Raw genomic sequence first — 15,432 nt, forward strand, 5'->3', positions numbered from 1 at the left:
AAAACTTTCTATAGTTATATCGGCTCATTTTTCAGAATATGTTCTTTTTTAACACATTCTATTCGTTTTTTTTCACGAGCGGATGTTTGAGTAAGGAAAACCGGGGCAGCCGCTTACTTTTTAAGCAGCGTCTGTCCGTATTCTTTTATTTTCTCTCCGACTGTGCATTGCTGAATACAAAAGGAGTGGGCGTATTTTTTGCCATATTCTTTTCGAAAGTGCTTCTTAATCAAGCAATCTGAACAATACGTGTCTTGGAGATCCGTCAATTCTTGTACTGCTGTTTTTTTATCCACATTATTCAGCTCCGTCTGCTTCTAATTTCAATTTACTTTCAATTGGGACGTCTGCAAGTATCTGCCTTGCAAGCTGATCCGCTTCTGCATTTTGTTTACGATCGATGACTTCATATGTTGGCGTAAGCCTCAGCTCCTTTAAAGCCGCTTCAATCCGGTCGAGCCATTTGTTATGTATATCATCATAACAAGGCCATTCTCCTTTTAATTGATTCATGACAACAAGTGAATCGCCTCTAATCGTGACAGAATTTCTGCTTGCCCCAAGGTCTTTCAAAGCTTTTACTGCTTCAAATAAAGCTGCATACTCCGCTTCATTATTGGTGATTCCTTGGAAGGGCTGATTTTTTCTCAAACGATAAGCATCTTCTCCGAGCTTATAGTAGACGACAACCCCAAGGCCAGAGTCGCCTGTTTCTTTGTGAAAACTTGCATCAAAATAGACCTGAAGCTGATCAGGTTCAAGCTTTAGTTCTTCATTTAGCTTTTCAAGTTCTTTAATAGACCACATCGCCCCTTTTTCATCTTCAAATGATAGGAGTGACTGTGGTTCTTTTTTATCGATATGTTTTGCTAAAAGCAAGGCCTCTTTTAGCTCCATCCAATCTTCTTGGAAAAAAGCAATGGACCCAATCGATTTCACTTTCATTGTATAGTGCGCTCTTAATTTCATTGATCACATCGCCTTCCCGTGCTTTTAAGGTAAACGTTCGTTATGCTATAATCAAAAAGTTACATTTTACAATGAGAAAGGAAGTTCATGTCACTTGTTTAATGAAGGTATTTGGATCTTATTTGCGATCATTAATTTTATCATTGTTCTTCTATTTTATAAAGGATTTGGCAAGATGGGCCTTTTCGTCTGGATTGGCTTTGCGACGGTTGCTGCAAATTTACAAGTGGTCAAAACCGTTGAATTGTTTGGCTTAACGGCAACACTTGGAAACATTTTATATGGCAGTGTGTTCTTTGCAACGGACGTATTGAATGAAAAATATGGACAAAATGAAGCGAGGAAAGCTGTCTGGATTGGCTTTGCCACCCTTTTAACGCTAACCGTTGTCATGCAGGAGGCTTTGCTTTTCCATCCCGCTCCATCTGACATTTCTCAAACATCGCTCGAAACGATATTTGGCTTTATGCCAAGGGTCGCACTTGGCAGTCTTGCTGCTTATATCATCAGTCAAATGTTAGATGTTTATGTATATTCGTTTATTCGCCGGATATTTCCTTCCGATGGTGCGCTCTGGGTGCGCAACGCTGGAAGTACGATGATCAGCCAGCTGCTTGATACACTGATCTTCACAACCATTGCCTTTCTTGGCACCTATCCATTTCATGTATGGATCGAAATCTTCATCACGACTTATGTGATTAAATTTATCGTCGCCGCAATTGGGACACCATATGCGTATGCAGCGAAAAGAATGGTTCCGCTTGATGAAAGGGTGAAATAAATTGCCAGCTGAAATATACATTGATGGTGCTAGCGCAGGAAATCCAGGTCCTTCTGGCATCGGCATTTTCATTAAATATGATGGAAAGGCTGAATCTTTTTCGATTCCTCTCGGATCAATGAGCAATCACGAAGCAGAATTTTCCGCTCTCATTGAAGGGATGAAAATCTGCGTAGAAAAAGGACTGCGTTCCGTTTCATTTCGAACAGATTCACAGGTAGTTGACCGTGCGGCCAATGCAGGATTTGCTAAAAATCCAGCCTTTCAGCCTTTTATAAAAGAGATGATCGAGCTTCAACGGCAGTTTGATTTATTTTTCATTAAGTGGATTCCAAGCAAGGAAAATCAAGTAGCTGATCAGCTCGCTAGAAAAGCGATTCACCTTTCTAAAGGATGAATCGCTTTTTTTCGGTTATGCTAATGTATGAGGTGATACTGATTGGATAAAGAGAATAAAGGTCGTGTCACAAATGGGACAACCCCACAAGGTGATGCGCAAACAAAAGATAAGCAGCCACTATCTCAGCTCGAAAATAGAGCGAAGAAAAGTAATACAAAAAGATGACCTTAGAGATCAGCTTAGCTGATCTCTAACAAAGGGCTAAAATGATTTTTATTTTAGCCCTTTGTCTTCTTTTCAGCGTGATAGAAAACCTTTGCAGCCCTAGGAAGGGCGAGTACCGGAGCGGAGCGAATTTGACATCCGTGAGCACCGGAGCGCAGACCTGACAACGAATGCGAGGGTTTGTCTATACGCTGAGAGATCGGCTTAGCTGATCTCTATTTTACTTAATCGATTCACCATCGGTTCAATTCCTTTGATTTGATGGTATCGCAGCATGGCAGCAGCCCGTTCTTGATTGATGTTCATCTTCGTCTCATCAATTGGACAGCTCAGCGGGACATCACATTTGATCTCTGCCAATAGACGGGAGAGCTTCAAATCTTCTAATCCTGCTTGCATTTTCTTTTGCTGTGCGGCCGTTAGTTCATGAACATTTTCTAATAATCCATCAATGGTTTGATATGTTTGAATAAATTTTAATGCTGTTTTTTCTCCGATTCCTTTGACGCCTGGGTAATTGTCACTTGAATCCCCCATAAGTGCTTTCATATCGATCAGCGCCTTTGGAGTGATGCCCATTTCCTCTTCAAATAAGGCTTTTGTATAATGTTTATAGTTCCCGATCCCTTTTTGCATCAAAGCAACAGTCACTTGTTCATTCAATATCTGCAGCAAATCTCTGTCGCCAGTTAGAACCGTCACACGTGCTTCATTCTGATAGACTGCTGCCAGCGTACCGATACAATCATCTGCCTCAAAGCCTTTTAAACCAATGTTTACAATTCCTAGTTCTTCTGTCGCTTCTTTTGCTAAATCGAATTGCGGAATGAGCTCGACAGGCGCCTCTCCTCGATTTGCTTTATAATCTTGAAACAATTCATTTCGGTATGTTTGGCTTCCCATATCCCAGCAGCACACAATATGAGTTGGCTCAAATGTCTGAACAGCGGTTAATAAATGCTTCAAATAGCCATTTACTCCATTCGTCGGGACGCCGTGATCATTTATCATAAAATTGCGATGGACAGCCGTTGCATAGAACGATCTGAACAGAAGCGCCATGCCATCAACAAGCAGTACGTGTTTATTCATTCTTATAAACTCCCTTTTTCAAAACAATACTCCTATTCTATCACAGAACATAGAATTCGACATAAAAAAGGCGCCCTCTTCTTTTGGAAAAGAAGTGGCACCTTTGGATTATTTTTGACCGTATTGCATTTTTTTCGATTCTGCTTCTGCGTAGGACAGCATCTCTTTTTGTTTCGGGTTACGCTCATCCTGCTTTTTTGCATGCTGCTTTTTTTCCATCATCATTCCCCTTTCTCGGTTCACTTGTTAAGATGACCAAAAAAGAGAAAGTTACTCTTTACTTCTGTTTTCTTTCGACATACTCCCTGACCATATCACTCGTGACATGCTTACGCAGCGGAACAATACCGCCTCGTGCAAGCTCATTCATCTTTGAAGTAATCGCATTGATATCGTCAGTTGTAAATGGTTCGTTTTGCTCACACTTGAAAACAGCAGTCTCTATTGCCTGCTCTCTTTTCTGCTCAAGCGCAAGAAACGACTTGATATGAGCATTCTGTTTTTGTGAATGTGCGGAAATCTCTTCGTGTACGCTCGTCATTTTTTATCAACTGCTTTCTTTTTTATATAGTCTATCATGAATCAAATGGTTTTCAACTGGTTCTTCCATTCATTTGTCTGCTTGTATACTTGTTCTATCATCGCCTGCTCTTTCGCATCTGTCGTCAAGCTCATGATAAATGTTTGTTTCTGTTCATTCAGCTGCTTGAGCGCTTCTGTTTCATATTTTTCAGTAAAGGTCTTCACCATCATATCGTATCTGCTCTGTAATTCTTCTTTTTCTTTATCTGCCCATTTCGTCGTTAATTGGAAAAGGACATCTCGAATCGCTTCAATAAACGCTGCCTTCCCGTTCTGTTCAAAGAAAGCTTTCGCTGATTTTTGCTTCTTTAAGAGCGGCTCAAACGGCGTCAGGTCCGCTTCCACTTCAATTTGTTTCAGCTCTGCATTTTTCTCATCTGGAGGCGACAGCCGGAGAGAAAAGTAAGGATCTTCTGCACATGCAGCCTGCAATCCTTTCTCCCACTCCTCTTTGAAATATTGAGTGATAAACGATTCCATTCGAATATCAAGCGCCTTAAGCTCCTGTACAAATTCAAATTCATAATCCTTTAGCGCCTGTTCAAGCGCTTTTTTCAGCTCCTGCCTGAAGTCCCCTTGAGATATTCCAGGATAAAAGGCTGTCTTTAACAGATCATTTGCATAAAGTGACAAGCGCTGAACAATGTGGTAAAGCTGTTCGTGCAAGTCCTTTTTCACACTTTCTGTCACTAGCTTAGATCGTTTAATATGGCTCATTTGATCAACGATCACTTCATAGGATGTGTCTATCTTTTTCTTTTCTGCTTGCTTTTCATCTTCTGACTGATGCAGCGTCTCATGCAGCTTGTCGACTGTTCTACATAATGTACTCGCTTCAAAATACAGCAGCTCAATCGCATCTTTCGTTAATTCTTCCTCAATAAAATAGTCGAGCTGTGTTCTTAGCTGTGCATACTGGTTATAAGGCGACTGACCCTTTCCTTCGATCTCTTCCTTACTGGATACATGATGAAGGTTTGGATGCCGGATACCTTCTTTTGTGAGCTCATTTTTCACATAGTCAAAGACAGTTTCAAGCTCTGTTTGATCCTTTGCGAGGTCAGCTGCATTGATAATAAAAAACATTTTATCCATGCTAAATGAATCTTTTACAAGCCCGAGTTTACGTAAAAATGAACGGTCTGCTTTTGAGAAAGAATGCTGGTAGTAAGTTAAATAAAGAAGGGCATCAGCATCCTTCATATATTGAAAGGCAATCTCTGTATGACGTTTATTCATACTGCTGGCGCCTGGTGTATCAACAATCGTCAGTCCTTTATCTGTTAAAGGTGTACTTAAATACACCGTCACTTCCTTCACCACACAAGAAACAGCCTCTTCTGCCACATATGGCTTCAATTCTTGCAGGGTGACATTGTGCGGCGTTTGTTTTTGAATGGAATCACGGAACTTTTCATGAGCGTTTAAAAAATGTTCAACAATGATGCGGTGATCCTGTTCAAGCTCTCTTTTTTTCAGCGTTCGTTCGAGTTTGGCTTGAAACGTATCTCCCTTTTCTTCTGTTATAGAAAAACCGAGAATTTGATCGAGCTCTTCTAATATTTCCTGCTCGGTTTTGAACACCACTTTCACACTTTCATGCGGATGGTCTTCTGTCGGCCGCGTCAACTTATTGATCGTGGCCGTCGTTGGTGTAGGAGATGATGGCAGCACCTTTCTCCCAACTAGGGCATTGGCAAACGACGATTTCCCTGAACTAAAAGCACCGAATAAGGCGAGTGTAAATTCCTTCGCTTGAAGCCGCTTTGTTCGTTGTTCAAAGGACTTTCTTTGAGACTGAAGCGCGTTTAATGGCATTAACATTTGAGAAAGCTGCTCAAACTGGTCAATCGACTGCGCTGTCGTAATATGCTGTGATTGACGCATTTGATCAAGCTCTGTCTGCTGCTGATTTTCTTTCTCGCTTTCTTCCGCATGAGTGGACGTATGATTCTGATTTAGCTCGTCATGCTGCATCCGATGTTTTTTCACATAAAACCAATCATCTGTGATCTGCTCATTTGTTCCGTTTTGCCATATATCCCATACATGCTCAATATCTCTTCTGATTTGATCATTTTTTTCCATGCTTTGCTCGAGCGCTTGGAGCTCCTGTGCTGCCTGGGCCCACTTATCTTGTTGCTTTCCCTTTTCATTCATGAGCTGGGTTTTCAGCGTCTCGGTCATTTGTTCAATCAATGGTATTGCTTTCTGTTTGGCCTGTCTTTTCAGTGCTTCACCAGCATCTTTTGCATATTGCAAAACGTATTCATTTGAAAATGTCGCACCATGATGGATGACGTTTTCAAGCAGTGATTCTTCCACAGGTGTTTCAAATGCCATCACTTGATTTAATAGCTCTTCACCAAGCTGATGTTTCTTGACTTCTTTTTTGAGCAGCTCAGCAATATGCCAGTCCACTTCAGCTTTCATTCTTGCTTTGACATCTGCTAAGAAATCGTTCGCCCGCTTTTCTTTTTCCTGCTCAGTTTTATTTTTAGCGAACAGCAGTCCTACCTTAAAGCCAGGTGCTTTCGATTCAATATAGTCACTTGCAAGCTCTCTCATTTTAAATGGGGTTAGGTTTGCATTTTTTAAAATATTCTCGACTTCAAAAGACACTTCGTCTTCTAACTGTTTTGCTCCATTTTCAATAAAGCTGCTTTTCGCTTCAAGTTCCTTGACTTCTCTTCTTTTTTCTTGAAGCAGTGAATCAAGATCCTCTTCTTGCAGCTCTTCTTTTAATGAGTCAATATGTTCTTTTAAAACATTCTCTATTTTCTGCTCGGTATAGGCGCGAAGTGATGCTTTCGGCAATGTTTGTAATTCTTGCAGTTTCTCGATTAAACGAATCATTTCGTTTCTTGGATGCGTCTCATCGGTTACAGATGTAAAGTATAAATGTTCTTCTTCAATGCCCTCTTTAAGAAGCATATCAACTACTTGATTTTTGTAGTCTTCAAACGCTGTCTCATGCTCATCATGTCGATCGACTTGATTTACGATGAAATAAAGATTTGGCAATTTCTCTTTAATGGAGCGAATGAAACGAATGTTTTCTTCCGAATGAACATGGTTGTAGTGCACGACATAAAAAAGAGCATCTGCTTGATGTAGAATAGACGCGGCAGATAAGAAATGGGTATGATCCGTTGAATCAATTCCAGGCGTATCAATCAGTGCCACCTTTTCTTCCAATCCTCTATAGTCCCCGCTAATTTCCACCATTTCAATCTGTTCCCCGTCCTTACAAAAACGCTGAACTGCTTCTTTATCATAAGAACCGCTCATTTTTGCAAAACGGCCATCTGAGGTGTGAAGCTTTACTTCACTCTCCCCTTTCCTCACGACGACCAAGTTTGCACTTGTTGGAATCGGACTCGTTGGCAGGATGTGATCATGAAGCAGATGATTCACAAGTGATGACTTTCCAGCTGAATAGTGGCCGGTAAATGCGATATACACTTCTTCTTCTGCTTCCTTTTTGATAATCGATGCAAGTTTGGCTGCGCGTTCATGATCATCCCTTTTGAGAAGGCTTTGATATAAAGCACCTGTAGTTTGAACGAGCGAATCTCGAATAGACAAGTCTTCCATGACGATAAACCCCTTTGTTTTTAGAAAAGTCAGTTATGTATGTGATACCATTTTACACAAAATCAAGAGATTTTTCTTCTGATCTGAGGAAATAAAAAAAATCTGCTGCCCGATCAGCCGCAATTGACTAATCAGGAAGCAGATTTTTTAGAAACACCTTTTAATACGAAGCCAATTAATAGGCTGTATACACAGACCGTACCGAGTAAGAAAACCATTGTCATGTGATCACCGTCCATCCTTCGTGATTGAGAATGCTTATCATTAATGAAAGTGTATCACAATTGATAATGATTTTCAATATTAATTTAACAAATACTGATTGAGCGCTTTCTCTTCTGTTTGAATTCTCACAGCCATCATCCATGCATTTAAACATGTGAACAAAATAGCGGTAAAATAGGCATTAAATAAAAGCGGGATCAGCATAAGCTCAATCGCCACCACGACATAGTTAGGATGCTTTAACCAGCGATAAGGTCCTTTTTTTACCATCATCGCATTTGGTACAACTAAAATCTTTGTATTCCAATACGTTCCAAGAGAGCATAATGCCCAATATCGAATAACCTGTGTAGCCAGCAGGAAAACGAGCAACACAAGAAAATAGCGCGACGGCGGCCTGTTTAACCCCCATACCTCAACCATGAGTGAGAGAAAAAAGCCCGCATGCATAGCGACCATATAAGGATAATGACTTGCACCAAATTCAATGGCACCGATCGCTTTCACTTTCTTTTCATTTCTTTTAGCCACAAGCATTTCAATAAGACGCTGACACACGAAGAAACCAATGACGAGCCAAATAATCATGATATGACCTCCTCCCATTTCATGAGCAGCAGCTCTGATGAAAATCCCGGACCAAGCGCTCCGCATAGACCCATATCTCCCGCTTCAGCGGATTGATGTTCAAGATAATGCTTGATCACATACAAAACTGTGGCAGAGGACATATTTCCGTGTTGTCTGAGTACTTCTTTTGATGAAAAAAGCTGATCTTCTTGTAAGGATAGACTTTTAATATAGGCATCGATCACTTTTTTCCCTCCAGGATGGGCAAGAAAAACCGATAGTTCTTCTACAGAATACCCTTGCTGCTCTAAAAATTGATCGACTTGCTCTTTTAACCAGCCGGAAATAATGGAAGGAATGTCACGGGAGAAAATGACCTGAAAGCCGTCACTTGTAAATTCCCAGCCCATCACATCCTCAGACTCTTTCATTGTGACAGATTGTGTACCAATCACTTTAGGGACTGTTTTTAGATGGGTGTATTCTGATACACCTTTTTCTCCAGTTAAGAGTACCGCTGCTGTCCCGTCTCCGAACAAAGATGTACCGATTAAATTGCTTTTTGATTGATCTTGCGGCTGAAAGGTTAAACTGCACAGTTCGCAGGCGACAACCAGTACCTTCGCTTCTGGAAATGCCCTTATGTATTCGTAAGCCCGGGTCAACCCCGCCGCTCCGCCCCCGCATCCTAAGCCCCAGATCGGCACTCGTTTCGTATAAGGCGAAAAAGGGAGAACGTTCATCAGTTTTGCATCAAGGCTTGGTGTCGAAAGTCCGGTGCTTGAAATAAAAAACAATGCATCGATTTCTTCAAACGGAATCGGTTTTTTCAGGAATGCCTTCTCATGAAGACAGTGTATGACCGCTTCTTTTGCATGAGCCAATGCTTTTTCCAAATAGAGGTTGTTTTTCTCCTCAAAAGAGTGGTGCGTCTGATACCATTCAATTGGCTGCACAAACTGTCTGCTCTCGATTTCTCCATTTTGAAAAGCTCTGAGCAGCCGGTCGATATCTTTAAACGATCGTTTAAATTGGGATCTAGCAAAATCAGCCGCCTTTTTCTGATCCACATGATGTTGTGGCAGACTCGTTCCAACAGAAAGAATGTACGCCATCGGCTTCACCTCTTTTTTCGATTAATATCCCCTATCGAAAAAAGGATATACATGCCAAAACGTCACAATTCAGTCAAAATATTTTCCTTCGTCTAACTTTTTGTCTTGACGACAATTGATAAATATTGGATAATATAGGTGAAAACATGATGTAGTTTTCCTCCTTCACAGGTTCGTTCAAAGCCAAGCGAACCTGCTTTTTTTATGCAAAAAAACACTTCTATAGAGAAGTGTTTAGACCGTAGAACCCCCCCTTTTACTTTAAATAAAAGTGGGGTTTTCACTATCATTATAAAGGGTTTACGCTGGACATAGTGTTTTCCATGTCTAGTTAGCTAATTTTTTAAGATTCATGGCAGCGAGAGTAAGCATCGCTTGCATTGAAATTTTTTTAGTACACGAAGTTTCGCCCAACGCATACTATGCTTTTCTTTTGCATCCGCAAAGACGCGTTCTTTATTTCTCTCCGCTTTGCATAGTTGCTTTTATTTATTTCAGTGAGTCTTAGGTAGTTTGCTTCATCTAGTCTTGCCAAATATGCGATGAATTTGCTTGGTATGATTTTGACTTTGTGTACAGTTATCTAGAAAAGAACTAGTTTTACAAACCTCTGAACCGGACACATATTGTTTAAATCCTTCGTTGTACGGTAAGAGAGAATTTGCCGATATCTTCTTTATTTTGTAGTGGTACGAGCTTTTCTCTATGTTTTTTGAGATTAATCGCCTCTGTCTCCACTTTCCACATAAGCACCCTTTTTTCAATGAAATCGTCATTATACAACACTTTCATAAGGAATCTCCCTTTCGCTTCGAATTAATGGTCACATCTGCTGCTATCTTAGCGTATAAATATTAACGTTTCGATCATTATTCAGAATGATTTTATTTAAACATGAATGGATCACCTTTTTTTGCTGATCAACACAAAGTAACAACCATAAATTTCTAATTCATTTGAATTTTCTATATAAAAAGGATTTTTTCCACTATATACATAATCAATATGTGTACCAAGAAAAACAGTGAAAAAAGAAAGAATCTACAACATGGTTCGGCTCAAAATTTAATTGACTGGAGTGATTGTAATGAAAAAGGTTTCCAAAAAAAAGACACCCTACAACATGATACTTCTCTCAAAGGTAATTGGTTTAGTGCTTCTTACACTGTTTCTCTTTTTTATCTGGGATATGTCTAAACCCCATTTGCAGGCGACAAATGGGCAAGCAAAAAATGTTGCCAGCAGTGACTTCCGTGACACAAGCATCAGTCTGAAAGCAAAAAATCAGTCTACAAGAACATTGGATACACATTTTAAGACCAATCCAAACCAACAGGCAACGAATAAAACAGTCTTTTTAACATTTGATGATGGTCCTTCTGCTACATCAAATCAGCTGTTAAATGTATTAAAAGCACATCACGTGAAGGCAACGTTCTTCATGCTTGGACCGCAAATCCAAGCACACCAATCAACTGTGAAAAGACTTTATCAAGAAGGACATCAATTAGGTCTTCATGGCATGACGCATGATATAAACCTCTTTTATCAGAACAGCGAGTCTCCCGCAAATGAAATGAGAGAAGCTCAGCGTATTCTTGCCTCTGTTACAGGTGTCTACAGCCGTCTTGTAAGAACCCCCTATGGCAGTGTTCCAAATTTAACATATCATCAAAAAGTACGTTTAAACCAAAATGGCTTTATTTACTGGGACTGGACGATTGATAGCCTTGACTGGAGATATAAAAACTCACAATATGTTCCAGAGGTATTGAATCAATTGCAAATGTTTGAGAAAAATAAACCATGGGAACCAAAAGTTATATTAATGCATGATCAACCCTCTACCACAAACTATTTAGATAGCCTGATTATACAGCTAAAAGCAAGGGGCTATACATTTGCAGTCATTAACGAAACAATGCCGCCGGTACAGCATTAATAGTGCTAATCACAAAAAGCCCGTATCCAAAAGATGCGGGCTTTCAGCTTGTAGACAAACCCTCACACGCTCCTTCCTAGGATCAAAGGTTTTTTATCAAGCTAAAAAGAAGACAAAGAGCTAAAAAAAGGTCATTTTAGCTCTTTGTCCATAATCTGAATCCCTCTCCAAGAGAGGTGTTTACATAACAGATTGCTTAGGTTCTTCTACCAGGTCATGCTCGGCTTCTTTTTTAAAAGGAATCATGTGATAAATAATATGAAGCAAAATAGCGGTAAAGCTTCCAGCCACAATACCGTTACTTGTTAATAATTTAATCGAGTCTGGCAGATGCTCAAACATTTGCGGCACGACGGTAACACCTAAGCCGATTCCCACGGAGCAAGCAACGATTAGCAAGTTCTCCTGCTTTGCAAAATCTACGCGCGAGAGCATTTTAATACCGTATGCAATGACCATACCAAACATGGCAACCATTGCACCGCCAAGAACCGATTTTGGAATAATCGTCGTAAAGGCAGCGATTTTAGGAAAAAGACCAAATAACATGAGTAATGCCCCTGTTACGACAATGACTTGGTTTTTCTTGACTCCAGTTAGCTGGATCAACCCAACGTTTTGTGAGTAGGCTGTGTACGGAAAAGCATTGAAGATTCCACCTAATAACACAGCAATCCCCTCTGCCCGATAGCCTTTAGCCAAATCTTTTTCTTTTAATGAACGGTTTGTTAAATCACCTAGTGCGAAATAAACGCCTGTTGATTCAACTAGTGACACAATCGCAACTAACGTCATGGTCATGATCGGTGCAAATTCAAAGGTCGGCATCCCAAAATAAAATGGCTCAATCATGCGGAAAACCTGGGCGTTTGCCACCTCAGCTGTTTCCACTTTTCCCATAAACGCAGCAACTGCTGTCCCAAGGAGAATACCAATTAAAATGGCGATCGCCTTCATAAACCCTTTCGTGAATCGATAGAGCAGTACAATGATAAACAGTACAAGGAAAGCGAGCCCTAGATTTTCAAAAGAACCATAGTCCGCACTTCCTTCTCCTCCTGCCATATTGTTCATCGCTACAGGAATGAGGGTGATCCCAATAATGGTGACGACAGAGCCTGTGACAACAGGCGGGAAAAATTTCACAAGCTTCCCAAAGAAAAAAGAAAGAAGAATGACAATACAGCCAGAAGCGATAATACTGCCATAAATAGACGAAATTCCATACTTAGAGCCAATCGCAATCATGGGCGAAACCGCAGTAAATGTACAGCCTAATACAACAGGCAGACCTATTCCAAAGAAGCGGTTTTTCCATACTTGAAGCAATGTAGCAGCCCCGCACATGAAAATATCCGCAGAGATGAGGTAAGTCAGCTGTGAAGGCGTGAGCCCAAGTGCATCTCCAACAATGAGCGGTACAAGAACAGCACCTGCATACATTGCCAGTACATGCTGAATGCCCAGCGAGAGCGTTTTGACTTTTTTAGCGGTACTCATGATTGTACCTCCCGTACAAACGTGACTTTCCCTTCCTCAAGTGATTCAATACGTGCGAGGGACTCGACGCGGTAGCCCATTTGCACAAGCGCATTTCTTCCAGGCTGGAATGATTTTTCAATGACAATGCCAAATCCGGCTACTTTCGCCTTTGCCTGCTTTGCAATCGCTGCAAGTCCTTTCGCAGCTTCACCATTTGCTAAAAAATCATCAATGATTAACACACAATCGTTTTCACTCAGATGCGTATTTGAGACAGCAATCGTGCTTTCTACTTTTTTCGTAAAAGAGTACACACTGGCTGTTAACAGGTTATCCGTTAATGTGAGTGATTGACGTTTTCTTGCAAACACAACAGGGACTTGAAGAGCAAGCCCAGCCATCACAGCAGGTGCGATGCCTGAAGATTCGATTGTGATGATTTTTGTAATGCCATCATGCTTAAATAATCTAGCAAACTCTTGCCCAATCTCATGCATTAACACAGGATCAATTTGATGATTTAAAAAAGCATCTACCTTTAACACTTGATTTGACAGAACGATTCCTTCGTTCTCAATTTTTTGACGTAACAATTCCATCATTTTTCCCCCTAGCATATTGGCAAACATTCGATTTTTTGCATAAAAAAAGCATTGCTGTCCATGAGGAGCAAGCAATGCGAAAACGATCAACGGATCTTCAGCTCAAACAAGAGCTGTTTCATTTGCTCACTCATAGTCGGACCGTATCGGTGTCCGGTAGAAACTTGCGTGCCATCATCACGCGATTATATGAGTGTTATAGTGTTCAAATTATAACAAGATTTCAGACGCTTGGAAAGCACTTTTCTAGAAAAATACCGAACTTAAATAATAGATCAGAACAAAATGTTCGTTTTTAGAATATTCAAGCATCAAAAAAGCACCCTTCTCATGAAAGGGTGCCCTTCTTTTATGATAAATACAGTTTCGTATATTTATCCGTTAAGTAGTCGATTAAATATTGAACATTTAATTCTTCACCTGTTGCATCTTGAATGATTTCAGATGGCTTTTTCCGTTTTCCATGCTGATGAACATGTTCCGTCAGCCATTCTTTTATCGGTGCAAAAGACCCATTTTGAATTAGCTCATCAAAATTTGGTAAGTCTTTAATCATTTGTTGTTTTAATTGCGCCGCATACATATAACCAAGGGCATATGAAGGGAAATAGCCAAAACTTCCATCAGACCAGTGAACATCCTGCAAGATACCGAGTGCATCATTAGGAGGCGTAATGCCAAGATACGCTTGATATTTTTCATTCCAAAGTGCAGGTAGATCTTCAACTGCTACTTCTTCATTGAAAATCGCTTTCTCAATTTCATAGCGGATGATAATGTGAAGCGGATACGTCAGTTCATCGGCTTCAATTCGAATGTAAGTCGGCTTCGATTCATTCACTGCATGCACAAAGTCTTCTAAAGAAACATCTTTAAATTGCTCAGGAGATGCTTCTTGCAGCTTTTGATAATACGTTTTCCAGAAATCTTCGTGTCTGCCGATAAAGTTCTCAAAGAAAAGAGACTGTGATTCATGGATACCCATTGAAGTGCCATCACATAAAAGCGTTCCGCTCAGTGCTTCATCAATGTTTTGCTCATAAATCGCATGACCACATTCATGAATCGTGCCAAAGATCGCCATTCGAAAATCATGCTCATCATAACGGGTCGTCACACGCACGTCACCTCTGCTTAATGTCACTGCAAATGGATGGACGGTTGTATCAAGGCGGCCTGCGTCAAAGTCATATCCCAATTCTTTTAAGAAAAAGAGGCTCAATTCCTTTTGTTTATCAATCGGAAAGCTTTTCGATAAAAATGAAGTATCCGGCTTATTTGGTGAAGCTTCGATTTTTTTCACAAGAGGAACAATAGCGTCACGAAGTGCACCAAATTTTTGATCAAGCTGTTCAACCGTCATATCTGGCTCATAGTTATTGAGCAGCACATCATAAGGCGTTTTTTTCACGCCCCAATATTGGATGAAACGCTTGTTAAAGTCAATAAGCTGTTTTAAGTATGGTGCAAAGAGTGAAAAGTCTGATTTCTCCCTTGCTTCTACCCAAACATGCTCTGCTTTTGATTGCAAAATCGAGTATTCTTTAAATTCTTCTTTCGGAATTTTGCTGTTTTCATCATACTCTTTTTGTGATAATTCGAGCGCCTTTTGTGTATCTTTTGACAGCTCATTTCGATGTTTGTTTAATTCGTGAAGAAGATCTCTCATTTCGTCAGAAGTCTTCATATTAAAAATGTCACTTGATAATTGACCGATCGTTTCCGCTCTAAAATCCGCACTTTTTTTAGGCGCTTGTGTTCTAGAGTCCCAATAAAGTAAATGGAGCGCCTCTGTATAATGGGCGATTTTCCCTAGTAATTGATAAAACGCTTTCTCAGTTGCTTCAAGACTCATGCGTTTGTTCCCCCAATCAATAATATGTATGTACGTTTCAAGGCTACTTCAA

16 protein-coding genes, 1 pseudogene and 1 riboswitch are annotated in these 15,432 nt (G+C 40.3%); of the genes and pseudogenes, 4 read left to right on the forward strand and 13 right to left on the reverse strand.

What is annotated here, in order from left to right; all coding sequences use genetic code 11:
- Positions 1–113 precede the first annotated feature (113 nt).
- Positions 114–296, reverse strand: a complete 183-nt coding sequence (locus MHI46_RS10060; protein ID WP_024422748.1) for a zinc-finger domain-containing protein — start codon at positions 294–296, stop codon at positions 114–116.
- Position 297: 1 nt separating this feature from the next.
- Positions 298–969 carry a ribonuclease H family protein gene (locus MHI46_RS10065; RefSeq protein WP_041085800.1) on the reverse strand — a complete coding sequence of 224 codons (672 nt, stop codon included), beginning with the start codon at positions 967–969 and terminating at the stop codon, positions 298–300.
- 94 nt (positions 970–1,063) lie between these two features.
- On the opposite strand from MHI46_RS10065, the gene MHI46_RS10070 reads away from it, so the two are divergent.
- Genes MHI46_RS10070 through MHI46_RS10080 form a run of 3 tightly spaced genes read left to right on the forward strand, consistent with a single transcriptional unit; the run spans position 1,064 to position 2,318 of the window.
- Positions 1,064–1,753: a queuosine precursor transporter gene (locus MHI46_RS10070; RefSeq protein ID WP_041085802.1), complete on the forward strand. Its 690-nt coding sequence runs from the start codon at positions 1,064–1,066 to the stop codon at positions 1,751–1,753.
- A 1-nt stretch (position 1,754) separates the two neighbouring features.
- Positions 1,755–2,150, forward strand: a complete 396-nt coding sequence (locus MHI46_RS10075; protein WP_039179411.1) for a reverse transcriptase-like protein — start codon at positions 1,755–1,757, stop codon at positions 2,148–2,150.
- Between the two features lie 42 nt (positions 2,151–2,192).
- Entirely contained in the window at positions 2,193–2,318 is a 126-nt protein-coding gene (locus MHI46_RS10080) for a hypothetical protein (RefSeq protein ID WP_003215584.1), read from the forward strand.
- Between the two features lie 204 nt (positions 2,319–2,522).
- Here the strand turns inward: MHI46_RS10080 and MHI46_RS10085 are convergent, their stop codons facing one another.
- The 8 genes and pseudogenes from MHI46_RS10085 to MHI46_RS10120 all read right to left on the reverse strand — a co-directional run bounded on the left by MHI46_RS10085 (position 2,523) and on the right by MHI46_RS10120 (position 10,291).
- Positions 2,523–3,410: a 5'-3' exonuclease gene (locus MHI46_RS10085; protein ID WP_342502810.1), complete on the reverse strand. Its 888-nt coding sequence runs from the start codon at positions 3,408–3,410 to the stop codon at positions 2,523–2,525.
- 277 nt (positions 3,411–3,687) lie between these two features.
- Positions 3,688–3,951 (reverse strand): YpbS family protein, encoded by a 264-nt coding sequence (locus tag MHI46_RS10090; RefSeq protein WP_126681665.1) that lies wholly within the window; start codon positions 3,949–3,951, stop codon positions 3,688–3,690.
- Positions 3,952–3,992: 41 nt separating this feature from the next.
- Positions 3,993–7,589: a dynamin family protein gene (locus MHI46_RS10095; RefSeq protein WP_342502811.1), complete on the reverse strand. Its 3,597-nt coding sequence runs from the start codon at positions 7,587–7,589 to the stop codon at positions 3,993–3,995.
- Positions 7,590–7,720: 131 nt separating this feature from the next.
- Positions 7,721–7,828 carry a Fur-regulated basic protein FbpC gene (fbpC, locus tag MHI46_RS10100; protein ID WP_306299200.1) on the reverse strand — a complete coding sequence of 36 codons (108 nt, stop codon included), beginning with the start codon at positions 7,826–7,828 and terminating at the stop codon, positions 7,721–7,723.
- A 64-nt stretch (positions 7,829–7,892) separates the two neighbouring features.
- Positions 7,893–8,402: an isoprenylcysteine carboxylmethyltransferase family protein gene (locus MHI46_RS10105; protein ID WP_034623498.1), complete on the reverse strand. Its 510-nt coding sequence runs from the start codon at positions 8,400–8,402 to the stop codon at positions 7,893–7,895.
- Complete coding sequence (locus tag MHI46_RS10110; protein WP_342502812.1) at positions 8,399–9,499, reverse strand: 3-oxoacyl-[acyl-carrier-protein] synthase III C-terminal domain-containing protein; 1,101 nt, start codon at positions 9,497–9,499, stop codon at positions 8,399–8,401. Before MHI46_RS10110 ends, MHI46_RS10105 begins: the two co-directional genes overlap by 4 nt.
- Before the next feature lie 327 nt (positions 9,500–9,826).
- Positions 9,827–10,140: pseudogene (locus MHI46_RS10115) on the reverse strand (transposase); the annotation flags it as partial.
- Positions 10,130–10,291 (reverse strand): hypothetical protein, encoded by a 162-nt coding sequence (locus MHI46_RS10120; RefSeq protein WP_186366067.1) that lies wholly within the window; start codon positions 10,289–10,291, stop codon positions 10,130–10,132. The gene MHI46_RS10120 and the pseudogene MHI46_RS10115, both read right to left, overlap by 11 nt.
- Positions 10,292–10,586: 295 nt before the next feature.
- On the opposite strand from MHI46_RS10120, the gene MHI46_RS10125 reads away from it, so the two are divergent.
- On the forward strand, positions 10,587–11,441 hold the full coding sequence (locus MHI46_RS10125; protein WP_342502813.1) for a polysaccharide deacetylase family protein: 855 nt from the start codon (positions 10,587–10,589) through the stop codon (positions 11,439–11,441).
- Positions 11,442–11,621: 180 nt separating this feature from the next.
- Here MHI46_RS10125 and pbuX read toward each other — a convergent pair whose 3' ends face one another.
- The 3 genes from pbuX to MHI46_RS10140 form a co-directional block, all read right to left on the reverse strand.
- A complete protein-coding gene (gene pbuX, locus MHI46_RS10130; protein WP_059377752.1) occupies positions 11,622–12,941 on the reverse strand; it encodes a xanthine permease PbuX in 1,320 nt (439 codons plus the stop codon).
- A complete protein-coding gene (gene xpt, locus MHI46_RS10135; protein WP_024422759.1) occupies positions 12,938–13,522 on the reverse strand; it encodes a xanthine phosphoribosyltransferase in 585 nt (194 codons plus the stop codon). Before xpt ends, pbuX begins: the two co-directional genes overlap by 4 nt.
- 116 nt (positions 13,523–13,638) lie before the next feature.
- Positions 13,639–13,738, reverse strand: a riboswitch (purine riboswitch).
- A 136-nt stretch (positions 13,739–13,874) separates the two neighbouring features.
- The gene (locus tag MHI46_RS10140; RefSeq protein WP_039179434.1) at positions 13,875–15,380 is read right to left on the reverse strand and encodes a carboxypeptidase M32; all 1,506 of its coding nucleotides are present in this window, start codon (positions 15,378–15,380) and stop codon (positions 13,875–13,877) included.
- Positions 15,381–15,432: the final 52 nt, after the last annotated feature.

Origin of the sequence: Bacillus sp. FSL K6-1000, assembly GCF_038630785.1 — a bacterium.
GTDB lineage: Bacteria > Bacillota > Bacilli > Bacillales > Bacillaceae > Bacillus > Bacillus safensis.